Annotated in this window: 14 protein-coding genes; 10 read left to right on the top strand and 4 right to left on the bottom strand. The window is 63.4% G+C overall.

Annotated elements, in window-relative coordinates:
* On the top strand, nt 1-376 hold a 376-nt coding region (locus tag B2V21_RS02985), incomplete at its 5' end, for an SDR family NAD(P)-dependent oxidoreductase (protein ID WP_286915987.1).
* On the opposite strand, the gene pyrF is transcribed toward B2V21_RS02985, so the two are convergent.
* Nucleotides 377-1,078, bottom strand: coding sequence for an orotidine-5'-phosphate decarboxylase (pyrF, locus tag B2V21_RS02980; RefSeq protein WP_056843759.1), 702 nt, complete (start codon nt 1,076-1,078; stop codon nt 377-379).
* Between the two features lie 206 nt (nt 1,079-1,284).
* On the opposite strand from pyrF, the gene B2V21_RS02975 reads away from it, so the two are divergent.
* Nucleotides 1,285-1,452: a DUF2897 family protein gene (locus tag B2V21_RS02975; protein WP_082223724.1), complete on the top strand. Its 168-nt coding sequence runs from the start codon at nt 1,285-1,287 to the stop codon at nt 1,450-1,452.
* Nucleotides 1,453-1,723: 271 nt separating this feature from the next.
* Here the strand turns inward: B2V21_RS02975 and B2V21_RS02970 are convergent, their stop codons facing one another.
* Nucleotides 1,724-2,635 (bottom strand): LysR substrate-binding domain-containing protein, encoded by a 912-nt coding sequence (locus B2V21_RS02970; protein ID WP_122743660.1) that lies wholly within the window; start codon nt 2,633-2,635, stop codon nt 1,724-1,726.
* Nucleotides 2,636-2,774: 139 nt separating this feature from the next.
* Between B2V21_RS02970 and B2V21_RS02965 the strand changes: the two genes are divergently transcribed.
* The 8 genes from B2V21_RS02965 to B2V21_RS02930 all read left to right on the top strand — a co-directional run bounded on the left by B2V21_RS02965 (nt 2,775) and on the right by B2V21_RS02930 (nt 12,227).
* Nucleotides 2,775-4,079 carry an MFS transporter gene (locus B2V21_RS02965; RefSeq protein ID WP_286915988.1) on the top strand — a complete coding sequence of 435 codons (1,305 nt, stop codon included), beginning with the start codon at nt 2,775-2,777 and terminating at the stop codon, nt 4,077-4,079.
* A 61-nt stretch (nt 4,080-4,140) separates the two neighbouring features.
* The gene (locus tag B2V21_RS02960; RefSeq protein ID WP_286915985.1) at nt 4,141-5,415 is read left to right on the top strand and encodes a glucarate dehydratase family protein; all 1,275 of its coding nucleotides are present in this window, start codon (nt 4,141-4,143) and stop codon (nt 5,413-5,415) included.
* A 401-nt stretch (nt 5,416-5,816) separates the two neighbouring features.
* Entirely contained in the window at nt 5,817-6,731 is a 915-nt protein-coding gene (locus B2V21_RS02955) for a glutamate/aspartate ABC transporter substrate-binding protein (RefSeq protein ID WP_192067595.1), read from the top strand.
* 84 nt (nt 6,732-6,815) lie between these two features.
* Nucleotides 6,816-7,562, top strand: a complete 747-nt coding sequence (locus B2V21_RS02950) for an amino acid ABC transporter permease (protein WP_049862143.1) — start codon at nt 6,816-6,818, stop codon at nt 7,560-7,562.
* Entirely contained in the window at nt 7,559-8,227 is a 669-nt protein-coding gene (locus B2V21_RS02945; protein WP_286915984.1) for an amino acid ABC transporter permease, read from the top strand. Before B2V21_RS02950 ends, B2V21_RS02945 begins: the two co-directional genes overlap by 4 nt.
* Nucleotides 8,224-8,958, top strand: coding sequence for an amino acid ABC transporter ATP-binding protein (locus B2V21_RS02940; RefSeq protein ID WP_043185416.1), 735 nt, complete (start codon nt 8,224-8,226; stop codon nt 8,956-8,958). Before B2V21_RS02945 ends, B2V21_RS02940 begins: the two co-directional genes overlap by 4 nt.
* Before the next feature lie 63 nt (nt 8,959-9,021).
* Nucleotides 9,022-10,911, top strand: a complete 1,890-nt coding sequence (locus tag B2V21_RS02935) for a sensor histidine kinase (protein ID WP_056843763.1) — start codon at nt 9,022-9,024, stop codon at nt 10,909-10,911.
* Nucleotides 10,908-12,227 (top strand): sigma-54-dependent transcriptional regulator, encoded by a 1,320-nt coding sequence (locus tag B2V21_RS02930; protein WP_286915983.1) that lies wholly within the window; start codon nt 10,908-10,910, stop codon nt 12,225-12,227. The genes B2V21_RS02935 and B2V21_RS02930 overlap by 4 nt, the downstream gene beginning before the upstream one ends.
* A gap of 126 nt (nt 12,228-12,353) precedes the next feature.
* On the opposite strand, the gene B2V21_RS02925 is transcribed toward B2V21_RS02930, so the two are convergent.
* Together B2V21_RS02925 and metE are read right to left on the bottom strand one after the other, a co-directional pair.
* Nucleotides 12,354-13,346, bottom strand: a complete 993-nt coding sequence (locus tag B2V21_RS02925) for an alpha/beta fold hydrolase (RefSeq protein WP_286915982.1) — start codon at nt 13,344-13,346, stop codon at nt 12,354-12,356.
* A 118-nt stretch (nt 13,347-13,464) separates the two neighbouring features.
* The gene (gene metE / locus B2V21_RS02920; protein WP_286915981.1) at nt 13,465-15,774 is read right to left on the bottom strand and encodes a 5-methyltetrahydropteroyltriglutamate--homocysteine S-methyltransferase; all 2,310 of its coding nucleotides are present in this window, start codon (nt 15,772-15,774) and stop codon (nt 13,465-13,467) included.
* Between the last annotated feature and the right edge of the window lie 22 nt (nt 15,775-15,796).

Raw genomic sequence — 15,796 nt, 5'->3', positions numbered from 1 at the left:
CGGCGGCAGCATCATCAACGTGTCGTCGGTATCGGGCTTGGGCGGCGACTGGGGCATGAGCTTCTACAACGCCGCCAAGGGTGCGGTCACGAACTTCACCCGCGCCCTGGCCCTTGAATACGGTGGCCAGGGTGTACGCGTGAACGCCGTATGCCCTGCCCTGACCAAGAGCGAGCTCACAGCAGGCATGGCCGACGACAAGGCCCTGATGGACAAATTCGCCGAGCGCATTCCCATGGGCCGCGCTGCCGAGGCCGAAGAAGTGGCAGACGTGATCGCCTTCTTGGCCAGCCACGACGCGCGTTTCGTCAACGGTGTGAACCTACCCGTTGACGGCGGGCTGCACGCCTCCAACGGTCAGCCCAAGCAGGCCTGATCAGGCGTTGATCTGCGCCACGACATCGGCCAGCGCCTGAGCAGGATCGGCGGCCTGGCTGATCGGACGGCCGATCACCAGGTAGTCGGAACCGGCGTCCAGCGCCTGGCGCGGGGTCAGGATACGGCGCTGGTCATCCTGGGCACTGCCCGCCGGGCGAATGCCGGGAGTGACCAGCTGCAGCGCGGGATGCGCAGCCTTCAGGGCCTGAGCTTCAAGTGCCGAACAGACCAGACCGTCCATGCCGGCCTTCTGCGCCAGCGCAGCCAAACGCAGCACCTGCTCCTGTGGTTCGATGTCCAGGCCGATGGCGGCGAGGTCTTCACGTTCCATGCTGGTCAGCACTGTCACGCCGATCAGCAATGGCTTGGCACCGGAGCGCTGTTCCAGCACTTCGCGACACGCCGCCATCATGCGCAGGCCGCCCGAGCAATGCACGTTGACCATCCAGACACCCATTTGCGCCGCAGCCTTGACGGCCATGGCGGTGGTGTTGGGGATGTCGTGGAATTTCAAGTCCAGGAATACCTCGAAGCCCTTGTCATTCAAGGTTTCAACGATGCCCGACGCGCTGCTGGTGAACAGTTCCTTGCCCACCTTGACCCGGCACAACGTGGGATCCAGCTGATCGGCCAGCTTCAGAGCCGCCTCGCGGGTTGGGTAATCCAGGGCGACGATGATGGGAGTCTGGCAGGCGGACATGGCGGGCTCTCTGAAGGCGGGTCGAAATCGGCGCGCATTGTAGCGGATTTTGCTGGCTCAGGGGCGTTGCCACGATTGTCCACGTCGCCATCGGGCGGCGTCGCCCCAGGGCCGGAACGGGCTATGATGGAACCACTGCGACACCCTGTCGCTCCAATCTCTACAAGCGCCGCGCATCTTCGGCGCACCGTTCAAGGAGTGTCCTCATGCCCTGGTATGCCTGGTTGATCTTGTTGGTGGCCATCGGCTCGATCGTCGGTGGATTGCTGGTGCTCAAGCAGAGCGCGCAGAAACTGCCGTTGACCGACGAGCAGCTCAAGAAGGTACACGAACGCAACGCCGAGATGGATGCCAAGGACGCACGAAACCGCTGACAGGTACTCAGCCTCCCGGGTGTCTCTGCGCTTCGGGAGGTTGGCTAGTCACTCTCATGGGTTATCCAAGAAAAAGCTGCATGAGGCTGTGCATAAGCTGGGTGCAATACCCTGCAGGCCACGGCCAGTCAGCGTTTCCAGCCGTCGATTAAAAAACGAGCAGTTTCAAGGGGTTGTACACATTCGACGTGCACCTGCCTGTGGATAAGCTTGGGAGAACACGCTGCAGGCCACGGGCCACAAGGCCCAGCGAAATATGATCATTTTTTGATCAGCTATTTTCTCCACCCCATCCATCTTTGGCTGCGCCCTTGATTGCCTCAAGCAGCATGGCGAACGCCGGATTGTCATTGCTCTCTCGCCAGATCAGGTGCAATTCGCTCTGCACGCCCTCCCCCAGATCGATATCGCGGAACACCACATTCTTGAAAACCACGCTGGTGGCGCAGCGCGGCACCAACGCCACTCCCATGCCAGCGTTGACCAGCGCCAGGATGGTCAGCGACGAACCCAGCCACTGCACGTATTGCGGGGTCACCTGAGCCGAACGCAGCATGCCGGTGAGCAATTCGTTGAACGGCGGATAGGCGGCGTGCGAGTACATCAGGAACGGTTCGCCGTCCAGATCCTGCACACGTACCTGGGCTGCATTGGCCAGCCGATGGGTGGCCGGCGTTGCCAGCACGAACGGTTCGCGCACCAGGCATTCGGTGAGGTAACCACTGTCGAGCAACGGCGCGCGGGCGATGCCCAGATCGATACGCCGGGCACGCAAGGCCTCGTGCTGCTGGTAGGTGTTCATTTCCGACAGGTCGATTTTCACCTGCGGTTGCTTGAGCCGCGCTTCGGCGATGACCTTGGGCAGGAATTCGTACACCGCACTGCCGACGAAGGCGATGTTCACCGAGCCGATGTCGCCATCGGCGAAGCGGCGTGCCGACACCGCAGCTTGCTGGGCACGCTCCAGCAGATTCTGCGCCTCGATGAAAAAGGCCCGACCCGCCGCCGTCAACGCCACGCTGCGCGTGCTACGCGTAAACAGCTCGACGCCCAGGTGATGCTCAAGCAGCTGGATCTGCCGACTCAACGGCGGCTGCGTCATGTTGAGGCGCTCGGCGGCCCGGCGGAAGTTGAGTTCCGTGGCCACGGTGGTGAAGCAACGGAGCTGGCTGAGTTCGAACATTGATTCAACCTCGGTATCAATCAAGTGCCAACTTGAATTGGACTGAAACAATACCCCAAGTTCATGATCGAGCCCTCCAAAAAAAACAATGATCGGAGTGTCGCCCTTGAACGTTCAATCCGGTGCCGTCGACCCCAGCGTGCTCGCCAGCGCAGTGGCCAAGGTCAAGCGGCACGTGCTGCCGCTGTTCGTCGTGATGTTCATCGTCAACTACATCGACCGGGTGAACATCGGTTTCGTCCGCACCCACATGGAAACCGACCTGGGCATCGGCGCTGCGGCCTATGGTCTGGGCGCTGGTTTGTTCTTCGTTGGCTACGCACTGTTCGAAGTGCCCTCCAACATGCTTCTGCAACGTTTCGGCGCCCGTGCCTGGCTGACCCGGATCATGTTCACCTGGGGCCTGGTGGCCATGGGCATGGCCTTCGTTCAAGGCGAGACCAGTTTCTATGTCATGCGCTTCCTGCTCGGCGTCACCGAGGCAGGCTTCTATCCCGGCGTGCTCTACTACTTCACCCAGTGGTTGCCTGCCAGCGAACGCGGCAAGGCCATGGCGATCTTCCTCAGCGGCTCGGCCATCGCCTCGATCATTTCCGGCCCCATCACCGGCGCCCTGCTGAGCGTGACCGGGCTGGGCCTGCATGGCTGGCAGTGGATGTTCCTGATCGAAGGCGGCGCATCGGTGGCGCTGTGCGGGTTCGTCTACTACTGGCTGCAATCGCACATCCATGAGGCCAAGTGGCTGACCTCGGCCGAGCAGACGACCCTGAGCGGGGTGATCGCCGAGGAACAGCGCGCCCGTGAAGCCGAGCATGTGGTCAAGCCGTCGATCTTCAAGCTGCTCGCCGACACCCAGATTCTGGTGTTCTGCTTCATCTTCTTTTCGGTGGCGCTGACCATCTATGGCGCGACCTTCTGGCTGCCGAGCATGATCAAGAAAATGGGCAACGTCTCGGACTTCGAAGTGGGGCTGTTCAACTCTATCCCCTGGATCATCTCGATTGCCGCCATGTATGGCTTTGCAGCCCTCGCCGCACGCTTCAAGCACCAGCAGGCGTGGGTGGCGACGACGCTGATCATCGCCGCTGGAGGCATGTTCATGTCGACCTATGGCGGCCCGGTGTTCGCCTTCGTCGCGATCTGTTTTGCCGCGGTGGGGTTCAAGGCGGCATCGGCGCTGTTCTGGCCTATCCCGCAGGCCTATCTGGACGCCCGGATCACCGCCGCCGTCCTGGCGCTGATCAACTCGGTGGGCAACCTGGGCGGCTTCGTCGCGCCCACCGTGTTCGGCTTTCTGGAAGAGAAGACCGGCTCGATCCAGGGCGGCCTGTACGGCCTGGCCGCGACCTCGGTGCTGGCCGCGATCGTGGTGTTCTTCGCCCGCACCCGGCCTCGTGGGCAGAAGCCCGATGACAAGCCACTGCAACCTGCCGCCGCGCACTGACCGCCGCACCCCCACAAGGAACGGCCCGCTGCGGCGCGCCTGCATACCGAGGAGAACACCTGTGAAGATCAAACGTGTCACCGTCACCCCCATCGCCTTCCGCGACCCGCCATTGCTCAACGCCAGCGGTATCCACGAACCCTATGCCTTGCGCTCGATCATCGAGGTGGAAAGCGACAACGGCTACGTCGGCCTGGGTGAAAGCTATGGCGATGCCCCGGCCCTGGCCATTCAGATGGCCATCAAGGATCAACTGCCCGGCCTGGATCCGTTCAACCTCAATGGCCTGCGCCAGATCGTCGCCAGCACCGTGGCCCGGCACAAGCCGGCGAGCGTGAGCGGCGCCGAACTGGCTCCCGGTTCACATGCCAGCAAGGCCGTGACCAATGCCTATTCGGCCTTCGAAGTGGCGCTGCTCGATCTTCAGGCGCGGTCGCTGAATCGGCCACTGGTCGACCTGCTCGGCGGTGCGGTGCGCGATGAAGTGCCCTTCAGCGCCTACCTGTTCTTCAAGTACGCCGAGCACGTCGACTCGCCCTACCCTGCTGACAACTGGGGCGAGGCGTTGGACGAGGAGCAGATCGTGGCCCAGGCCAGGCGCATGATCGAGCAGTACGGTTTCAAGAGCATCAAGCTCAAGGCCGGGACCTTGGAACCCGAGCGTGAAGTGGCCTGCATTCTGGCGTTGAAGAAGGCCTTTCCCGACCATCCCCTGCGCATCGACCCCAACGGCAACTGGTCGCTGGAGACATCGATCAGGATGGCCGAGTTGCTGGGCGACAGTCTCCAGTACTATGAGGATCCCTGCCCCGGCCTGGACGACATGGCCGAGTTGCACAAACGCACCGGGCTGCCGCTGGCGACCAACATGGTGGTGACCGACTTCGCCGAGTTCCGCCGCAGTGTCGAGCGCAACAGCGTGCAGATCGTGCTCGCCGATCACCATTACTGGGGCGGGCTGCGTGATACCCAGGTATTGGCGAGCATGTGCCAGACCTGGGGGCTGGGCGTGTCGATGCACTCGAACTCGCACCTGGGTATCAGCCTGATGGCCATGGCGCATGTGGCGGCATCGGTGCCGAATCTGGACTATGCCTGCGACACCCATTATCCGTGGCAGGAGCCGGACGAAGAGGTGATCAAGGGCGGCAAGCTGCCGATCGTCGATGGCTGCGTGAAGATCAACAAGACCCCTGGGTTGGGTCTGGAGCTGGATCGCGACCAGTTAGGCATGCTGCATGAGCAGTTCCTGCGCTGCGGGATTCGTTCACGAGACGACGTGCGGCAGATGGCTCGGTACAAGCCTGAGTGGAAGGCGGTGAAGCCGCGGTTTTGATGGTTTGATCCAAGGGCCTCTTCGCGGGCAGAGGGCTCGCCGCCCGCCCCGCTCCCACAAGGACCGCGGTGCATGTGGGAGCGGGCTCTGCCCGCGAATGCTTATGTCTCACCTGCGGGAGCGGGACGGGCGGCGAGCCCTTTGCCGCGAAAGCTTGCAGCGACTCGGAAATCCGTCCATGGCACCCTTGGATATTCGGATTTCCGAACGAAATTTTGACCCCTAAACCCCTGCTACCCGCCCACCTGCCCCAGCCGACCTGGCTCTGAGCCACATCCCCCGCCTTGGCATGACTCATGCTCTACACTCTTCAACGAAACCGGCGCACACCAGCCGCCGAGCTTCGCCGTACCCCGAGGGCCTGCGGGCTCGATAAAAAAAACAAAGTCGAGGATTCACTGATGCGCATCGTTCCAAAACTCCTGAGCGTCGCCATTGCCGCCGCTCTGATCAGTACTCCAGCGTTGGCCGCCGAACTCACCGGCACCCTGAAGAAAATCAAGGATTCGGGCACCATCACCCTCGGTCACCGCGACGCCTCCATTCCCTTCTCGTACATTGCCGACGCGTCCGGCAAGCCGGTCGGCTACTCCCATGACATCCAGCTCAAGGTAGTCGAGGCCCTGAAGAAAGACCTCGACATGCCGGACCTGAAGGTCAAGTACAACCTGGTGACCTCGCAAACCCGTATCCCGCTGGTGCAAAACGGCACCATCGACCTGGAATGCGGTTCCACCACCAACAACGCCGAACGCGCTCAGCAAGTGGATTTTTCCGTCGGCATCTTCGAGATCGGCACCCGTCTGCTGAGCAAGAAAGATTCGTCCTACAAGGATTTCGACGACCTGAAAGGCAAGAACGTCGTCACCACCGCCGGTACCACCTCCGAGCGCATCCTCAAGTCGATGAACGCCGACAAGCAGATGGGCATGAACATCGTCTCGGCGAAAGACCACGGCGAGTCCTTCCAGATGCTCGAATCGGGCCGTGCCGTCGCCTTCATGATGGACGACGCCCTGCTCGCCGGCGAAATGGCCAAGGCCAAGAAGCCGACCGACTGGGAAGTCACTGGCACACCGCAGTCCTATGAAATCTACGGCTGCATGGTGCGCAAGGGCGACGAGCCGTTCAAGAAAGCCGTCGACGATGCCATCAAGGCAACCTTCGCCTCGGGCGACATCAATGGCATCTACGACAAGTGGTTCAACCAGCCGATCCCGCCAAAAGGCCTGAACCTGGGCTTTCCCATGAGCGACGAGCTCAAGGCGCTGATCGCCAACCCCAACGACAAGCCGGCTCCCGACAAGAAGTCGTAAGCACCACCCTGATTTCACCCGAACGCCGCCCGGCGTTCGGGTGAAAGCCTGTGCCCGTGAATCAATTTCCGAGGGGTATTCCCCATGAATTACAACTGGGACTGGAGCGTCTTCTTCAAGTCCACTGGCGTCGGCAGCGAGATCTACCTGGATTGGTACATCTCCGGCCTGGGCTGGACCATCGCCATTGCCGTGGTCGCCTGGATCATCGCCCTGCTGCTGGGCTCGGTACTGGGTGTCATGCGCACCGTGCCGAGCCGCTGGGTCTCGGGTATCGCGACCTGCTACGTCGAGCTGTTCCGCAACGTGCCGCTGCTGGTGCAGCTGTTCATCTGGTATTTCCTGGTACCCGACCTGCTGCCCGAAGGGATGCAGGAGTGGTACAAGCAGGACCTCAATCCGACCACCTCGGCGTTCCTGAGCGTGGTGGTCTGCCTGGGCCTGTTCACCGCCGCACGGGTCTGCGAGCAGGTGCGTACCGGTATCCAGGCACTGCCGCGCGGCCAGGAATCGGCCGCCCGGGCGATGGGTTTCAGCCTGTCGCAGATCTACTGGAACGTGCTGCTGCCCCAGGCCTACCGCATCATCATTCCGCCGCTCACCTCCGAGTTCCTCAACGTGTTCAAGAACTCGTCGGTGGCCTCGTTGATCGGTCTGATGGAGCTGCTGGCGCAAACCAAGCAGACCGCGGAGTTCTCGGCCAACCTGTTCGAGGCCTTCACCCTGGCCACACTGATCTACTTCACCCTGAACATGAGCCTGATGCTGTTGATGCGGGTGTTCGAGCGCAAGCTCGCCGTGCCTGGGCTGATCTCCCTGGGAGGTAAATGATGGACTTCAGTGGAATCACTCCAGCCCTGCCGGGCATGTGGAACGGCATGGTCATGACCTTGCAGCTGATGGTGCTGGGCGTCATCGGCGGCATTGCGCTGGGCACCGTGCTGGCCCTGATGCGGCTGTCGTCGAACAAGCTGCTGTCGCGCTTCGCCGGCGCCTACGTCAACTACTTCCGCTCCATTCCGCTGCTGCTGGTGATCACCTGGTTCTACCTGGCGGTGCCCTTTGTGCTGCGCTGGATCACCGGCGAAGACACGCCGGTGGGCGCCTTCACCTCATGCCTCGTGGCCTTCATGATGTTCGAGGCCGCGTACTTCTGTGAAATCGTGCGCGCCGGTGTGCAGTCCATTTCCAAGGGCCAGATGGGCGCGGCGCAAGCGCTGGGCATGAACTACGGTCAGACCATGCGCCTGATCATCCTGCCCCAGGCGTTTCGCAAGATGACCCCGCTGCTGTTGCAGCAAAGCATCATCCTGTTCCAGGACACCTCGCTGGTCTACACCGTCGGCCTGGTGGACTTCCTCAACTCGGCGCGTGCCAGCGGCGACATCATCGGTCGGGCCAACGAGTTCCTGATCTTCGCCGGCGTGGTGTACTTCGTCATCAGTTTCAGCGCCTCCCTTCTGGTCAAGCGTCTGCAAAAAAGGTTAGCCGTATGATCTCCATCAAGAACATCAACAAGTGGTATGGCGACTTCCAGGTGCTCACCGATTGCAGCACCGAGGTCAAGAAAGGCGAAGTGGTCGTGGTGTGCGGTCCCTCGGGTTCGGGCAAGTCGACCCTGATCAAGTGCGTGAATGCCCTGGAGCCTTTCCAGAAGGGCGACATCGTGGTCGACGGCACCTCCATTGCCGACCCCAAGACCAACCTGCCCAAGCTGCGCTCGCGGGTGGGCATGGTGTTCCAGCATTTCGAGCTGTTTCCGCACCTGACCATCACCGAAAACCTGACCATCGCGCAGATCAAGGTGCTGGGCCGCAGCAAGGAAGAAGCCACGAAAAAGGGCCTGCAACTGCTCGAACGCGTCGGCTTGTCGGCCCACGCGCACAAGCACCCCGGCCAACTGTCCGGTGGCCAGCAGCAGCGTGTGGCGATCGCCCGTGCGCTGGCGATGGATCCGGTAGTCATGCTGTTCGACGAGCCGACTTCGGCGCTCGACCCGGAAATGGTCAACGAAGTGCTCGACGTGATGGTGCAACTGGCCCACGAAGGCATGACCATGATGTGCGTAACCCACGAGATGGGTTTCGCGCGCAAGGTCGCCAACCGGGTGATCTTCATGGACCAGGGACAGATCGTCGAAGACTGCCCCAAGGAAGAGTTCTTCGGCGATGTCAGCGCGCGCTCCGACCGCGCTCAGCAATTCCTCGCCAAGATCCTGCAGCACTGATGACCGGCCGTCCCGCGCCCGCGCTGTCGGGCGCGGGACGCTGGCTGCTTGAAGGCGACTGTGATGAAATGCCTGCCCGCCACAAAGCCTGACCTGATCGTGAAGCCCCGCCTGATTCGCCAGCTGTTCCTGCCGCCCCTGATCCTGCTGTTGACGCTGGGCCTGGGCTACGTGGGCTTTCTGGTCAGCGAGCACAACAGCATTCGCGCCCTCTCCGAGAACGGCGAGCGCCAGCTCGAACTGCACGCGCGTGCGGTCGAAAGCGAAATCACCAAGTACACCTACCTGCCCAGCCTGCTGGAGCTCGAAGACAGCGTCTCGACCCTGCTCAACGACCCCGACGGCGAACATCGCCAAGCGGTCAACGACTACCTGGAAGGCCTGAACCGACGCAGCCGCAGCCGCGCCATCTATGTGCTCGACACCACCGGCCGCGTGCAGGCCACCAGCAACTGGCGCGATGCCGACAGCTTTCTCGGCGAGGACCTGTCCTTCCGTGGTTACTTCCAGGCGGCCATTCGTGGTCAGCCGGGTCGCTTCTACGGCATCGGCAGCACCACTGGCGAGCCTGGCTATTTCCTCGCCCATGGCCTGGAGGAACACGGCAAGCTGATCGGCGTGGCAGTCATCAAGGTGCGCCTGGAGGCGCTGGAAGAACGCTGGCAGAAAGCTCGGCTGGAAGCCTTCGTCAGCGACGAGAACGGCATCATCATCCTCTCCAGCGATCCGGCACGGCGGCTGAAGTCCATACGCCCGCTGACCCCGGAAATCAAGGAGCGCCTGGCGCGCAGCCTGCAGTATTACTGGTGGCCGCTCAACGAGCTCGAACCCCTCGCCCGCCAGAGCCTGGCCGATGGCGTGGAGCTGCTGACCTTCGCCACCCACACCGACAAGCCGGGCAAGGACATCAACGTCACCTACCTGTCGCAGTCGCGGCGCCTGGCCGACACACCCTGGCGCTTCACCCTGCTCACGTCCCTGCAGGACCTGCGCCACGAAGCCATCGTCCAGGGCGTGCTGGTGGCCGTGGCGTTTGCCTTGCTGGCCTTCCTGCTGATCGCCTGGAACGAACGACGCAAGGTGCTGGCCACGCGCCTGGCCGCTCGTGAGGCATTGGAACAGGCCAACAGTCACCTAGAGCGCCGCATCGCCGAGCGAACCCAGGACCTGCGCGCCAGCAACGAACGGCTCAAGGGCCAGATCCGTGAACGCCGTCAGGCCGAGGAAACCCTGCGCAAGGCCCAGGATGAACTGGTCCAGGCAGGCAAGCTGGCGGCCATCGGGCAGATGTCGACCAGCATCGCCCACGAGCTCAACCAGCCGCTGGCAGCGCTGCGCACCTTGTCGGGCAATACCGTGCGCTTCCTGGAGCGCGGAGCGCTGGACACGGCCAGCACCAACCTGAGCACCATGAACGAACTGATCGATCGCATGGGCCGCATCACCGCCAGCCTGCGCTCCTTCGCCCGGCGTGGCGACGACAAGGGCCAGGCCAGTCTGGGCAAGGCCCTGGACGGTGCGCTGCAGGTGCTGTCCAGCCGCATCGAGGCCAGCCACCTGAGCGTGCAACGCACGTGCGCCGAGCTGCAACTGGCCATCGACCAGACCCGTCTCGAGCAGATTCTGGTCAACCTGATCGGCAACGCGCTGGATGCCACCGCTGGCGCATCGGAACCGACGCTGTGGCTGGACGGCCGCATGGAGGGTGAGCGCTACGCCCTGCGCGTGCGCGACAACGGCCACGGCATCGATGTCGAGACCCGCAAGCACCTGTTCGAACCGTTCTTCACCACCAAGCCCGGCGATCACGGCCTTGGCCTTGGCCTGACCCTGTCGGCCAGCCTGGCGGCCGCCGCCGGTGGCAACCTGGCCGTCGAGCACCCGGCCGACGGTGGCACCACTTTCATTCTCAGCCTGCCGCTTGCGGCAGCGTCGCCCAGCGAGTCGCCATGAACGCCTTGACCGTCCTGATCGTCGAAGACGACCCCCATGTACTGCTCGGCTGCCAGCAGGCCCTGGCGCTGGAAGACATTCCCAGCCAGGGCGTGGCCAGTGCCGAGGCCGCGCTGGCGTGCATCGGCGACGACTTCGCCGGCATCGTCGTCAGCGATATCCGCCTGCCCGGCATGGACGGCCTGGAACTGCTGAGCCAACTCAAGGCGCGTGACCCCAGCCTGCCGGTGGTGCTGATCACCGGCCATGGCGACATTTCCATGGCGGTAGGTGCCATGCGCAGCGGCGCCTACGACTTCATGGAAAAGCCCTTCTCGCCCGAACGCCTGGTGGACGTGGTCCGCCGCGCGCTGGAGCAGCGCGGCCTGGCCCGCGAGGTCAGCTCGTTGCGTCGGCAACTGGCCGAGCGCAGCTCCCTGGAAGGTCGCATCATCGGCCGCTCGCCGGCCATGCAGAACCTGCGCGAGCTGATCGCCAATGTCGCGGACACTTCGGCCAACGTGCTGATCGAAGGCGAAACCGGCACTGGCAAGGAGCTGGTCGCCCGCTGCCTGCACGACTTCAGCCGCCGTCAGCCACAGCCGTTCGTGGCGCTCAACTGCGGCGGGCTGCCGGAACAGTTGTTCGAAAGCGAGATTTTCGGTCACGAGGCCAATGCTTTCACCGGTGCCGGCAAGCGCCGCATCGGCAAGATCGAACACGCCGACCAGGGCACGCTGTTCCTCGACGAAGTGGAAAGCATGCCCATCCCCTTGCAGATCAAGCTGCTGCGGGTGCTGCAGGAGCGCACCCTGGAACGCCTGGGTTCGAACCAGAGCATTGCCGTGGATTGCCGCCTGATCGCTGCCACCAAGTCGGATCTGGACGCGTTGAGCCGGCAGAACCAGTTCCGAAGCGATCTGTATTACCGCCTCAACGTGGTCACGCTGGAGCTGCCGCCACTGCGCGAGCGTCGTGAGGACATTCTCGAGCTGTTCCAGCATTTTCTGCAGCTGGCCGCCTTGCGCTTCGACCGCGAGCCGCCGGAACTCGATGCGCAGACGGTGTCGCGCCTGATGAGCCACGACTGGCCCGGCAACGTCCGCGAACTGCGCAACGTGGCCGAGCGCTATGCGTTGGGCCTGCCGGCCTTCAAGAAGAACGGTGCGGCCAGCGTGGTCAGCCTGGGCTTCTCCGAAGCGGTTGAGGCGTTCGAGCGCAACTTGCTGACCGAGGCTCTGCAGCGAACCGCGGGCAACCTCAGCCAGGCCAGCCAGGAGCTGGGCATGGCCAAGACCACCCTGTTCGACAAGGTCAAGAAGTACGGGCTGAACTGATGGGTGTGGTTGGCTTGCGGGCCTCTTCGCGGGCAGAGACCCGCTCCCACAGAGACCTAGTGAGCCTTTACTTGTGGGAGCGGGTCTCTGCCCGCGAAGAGGCCCTACCTGACACCCCAAAACCCGTTACAACCCCGCCAACACCGCTTCCCGCTGCCGCTGCTGCGCCAGGTACGGCAGGACCGCCCCCAACAGCGGCGCCTTGAAGGCCTCCTGGAAGCGATGCGCCAACCCCGGTATCAGCCGCAACTGGCTGCCCTTGATATGCGCCGCCAGATGCACCCCATGCATCACCGGCAGCAGCGGATCGGCCGTGCCATGCACCACCAGCGTCGGCACCCGCAGGCGGTTGAGCAAGGCCACCCGGCTGGGCTCGGCGAGAATCGCCATGATCTGTCGCTGCACCCCCAGTGGATTGAACGCACGGTCGTATGACACCTGCGCCTGATGCAGCAGCTCGGCGCGATCATCGGCGATCTGCGGGCTGCCCAATGCTGCCAGCAAGTCAGCCTGCTGCTGCAGCGCCAACTCCCGGCTCGGCGCGCTGCGCTTGGCCAGCAGCTGAAGCAAGGCTGGACGCGGCTCCGGCAGGCCCGGCGCGCCGGAGCTTGACATGATCAGCGTCAGGCTCTGCACCCGCTGCGGCGCACGATCGGCCAGGTGCTGCGCGATCATCCCGCCCATGCTCGCGCCCAACACGTGGAAGCGCTGCACCTGCAGCGCATCCATCAAACCCAGCGCGTCATCGGCCATGTCGGTCAGGCTGTACGGCGCCGACACCGCCAGGCCCAGCTTGTAGCGCAGCACCTCGAAGGCCAGGTTGGCCGACGGCGGCGGCTGCGACCAGGTCGACAGGCCAACATCGCGATTGTCGTAGCGAATTACCCGAAAGCCCTGCTCACACAGGGCGCTGACCACTTCGTCGGGCCAGTCGATCAGTTGCCCACCCAGCCCCATCACCAGCAACAGCGCTGGGTCCTGGACGCGACCGATACTTTGATAGGCCAGGCTGACCTGAGCCAGTGAAGCGTGTTGAAGCGGAACATCGACATCGCAGCGTTCAGCTGCAAAAACCCACTGACCGCACAGCAGCGCGGTCAGAAACACCCATAGACGCATGACTTACACCAGAACGCAGAACCCCATTGAGGCGCGAGTCTGATGACTTTTCGTACATCGCGCTGCCACACTTCTGTGACCGTTTGATGAACTCCGCTGTACGGTCTGTGGTACGCGCTCAGGCCAGCCGCTGCCGGGCCTGGCGCGCGGCCGCGACCATGTTGACCAGCGCCGCTTCGGTTTCGGGCCAGGCACGGGTCTTCAGCCCGCAGTCGGGGTTGACCCATAACCGTTCGGCCGGGATACGCGCTGCGGCCAAGGTCAGCAAGCGCAGCATCTGTTCGGTGTCCGGGACCCGCGGTGAATGGATGTCGTACACGCCTGGACCAATGTCATTGGGGTACTCGAACGCTTCGAAGGCCTGCAACAACTCCATGTCCGAGCGCGAGGTCTCGATGGTGAAGACATCCGCGTCCATGGCAGCGATGGCCTCGATCACGTCGTTGAATTCGCTGTAGCACATGTGCGTGTGAATCTGCGTCGCATCGGCCACGCCACTGGCGCATAGCCTGAACGCTTGCACGGCCCATTCCAGGTAGGCCGGCCACTGGGCCCGGCGCAGCGGCAGCCCCTCGCGAAACGCCGCCTCATCGATCTGGATGATGCGGATCCCGGCGCGCTCCAAGTCTTGCACTTCGTCGCGAACCGCCAGGGCCAACTGCCGTGCCTGGACTTCCCGCGGCATGTCTTCGCGGGCGAACGACCACATCAGCAGGGTCACCGGACCGGTCAGCATGCCCTTGACCCACTTGCCGGTCTGCCGCTGGGCATAGGTGATCCAGTCCACGGTCATGGCGCGCTCGCGGCTGATGTCACCATAGATGACCGCCGGTTTGACGCAGCGCGAACCATAGCTTTGCACCCAGCCGAAACGCGTGATCAGGTAGCCATCCAACTGCTCGGCGAAGTACTCGACCATGTCGTTGCGCTCGGCCTCGCCATGCACCAGCACATCCAGACCCAGACGCTCCTGGACCTGGATCGCATGGCGAATCTCGACGTGCATCGCGTCGGTGTAGTCATTGGCCGAGAGCTTGCCGGACTTGTACGCTTGGCGGGCCAGACGAATCGACGCGGTTTGCGGAAAGGAACCGATGGTAGTGGTAGGAAACGCCGGCAAGCGCAGGTGCGCCCGCTGTACGTCGATGCGTGTGGCGAAGGCCGACGAACGTTGCGTGTCGGCAGGCGTCACCGCTGCGAGGCGCGCTTGCACGGCCGGCTTGTGAATGCGCGGTGAGTGCTCGCGACTGACCCGTACCGCCTGACTCTGCGCCAGCGCCTGCTTTACCTGCAGCGCTTCGGGCGTATTCAGGGCCTGCACGAGCACGGCGATTTCCTCGCACTTCTGCACGGCGAAGGCCAGCCAGCTCTTGAGTTCGGCATCGAGCCGGTCCTCTCGGCGCACATCGACCGGGCTGTGCAGCAACGAGCAGGAACTGGCCACCCACAGATTGGCGCCGAAACGCTCGCGGGCCTGCTGCAGGTGCGCAAGCGCCGCCTCCAGGTCGCAGCGCCAGACGTTGCGGCCGTTGACCACTCCGAGCGACAGGACCTTGTAGGTGGGCAGGCGGTCGAGCACTGCCGGCAGTTGCTCGGGCGCGCGCACCAGGTCGACGTGCAGGCCATCTACCGGCAGGCCCGCAGCCAGGCCGAGGTTGTCGTCCAGGCTGGCGAAGTAGGTCGCCAGCAGCTTCTTCAGCGGTGAGTATTGGAGAATGTGGTAGGCGCGCTCGAACGCATTCTTCCAGTCCTGGGGCAAATCCAGGCCCAGGATCGGTTCGTCGATCTGCACCCATTCCACCCCTTGCCGGGCCAGGCGCGAAAGGATCTCACCGTACACCGGCAACAGCCGTTCCAGCAGGTCGAGCTTGTCGAAGGCCGAGCCCTTGGCCTTGCCTAGCCACAGGTACGTGAGCGGCCCGATCAGCACGGGCTTGACCTTGTGACCGAGCGCGACCGCCTCGTCGACCTCTTCGAACAACTGCTCCCAACTGAGCACGAAGCGCTGGTCGGCAGAAAATTCAGGCACCAGGTAGTGGTAGTTGGTATCGAACCACTTGGTCAGCTCCAAAGCATGCTGGGTCTCGCCCGCTGCACCGCCGCAACAGCTTCCGGCACCACGCGCCATGGCGAACAACGTGTCGAGCGTGGGCCTGCCATCGGCACCCAGGGCATCGGCGAAACGGCTGGGCACCACGCCGAAGGCAGCCGAGTGCGCGAGCATCTGGTCATACCAGGCGAAGTCACCCACCGGCAGCAACTCGATGCCAGCCTGCGCTTGCAACTGCCAGTGGCGGGCGCGCAGCTCGCGGCCGGTCTGACGCAGGGCTGCCTGGTCAAGATCGCCTTTCCAATACGCTTCGAGCGCCTTCTTCAGTTCGCGGTCAGCGCCGATGCGAGGAAATCCGAGGGTGTGGGCCAGTGCCATGAGTGCAGCTCCTTGTAAATGA

Source organism: Pseudomonas sp. UBA6276, from assembly GCF_002438365.1.
Lineage (GTDB): Bacteria > Pseudomonadota > Gammaproteobacteria > Pseudomonadales > Pseudomonadaceae > Aquipseudomonas > Aquipseudomonas coleopterorum.
This window is presented reverse-complemented; position numbering and strand designations above follow the sequence as displayed.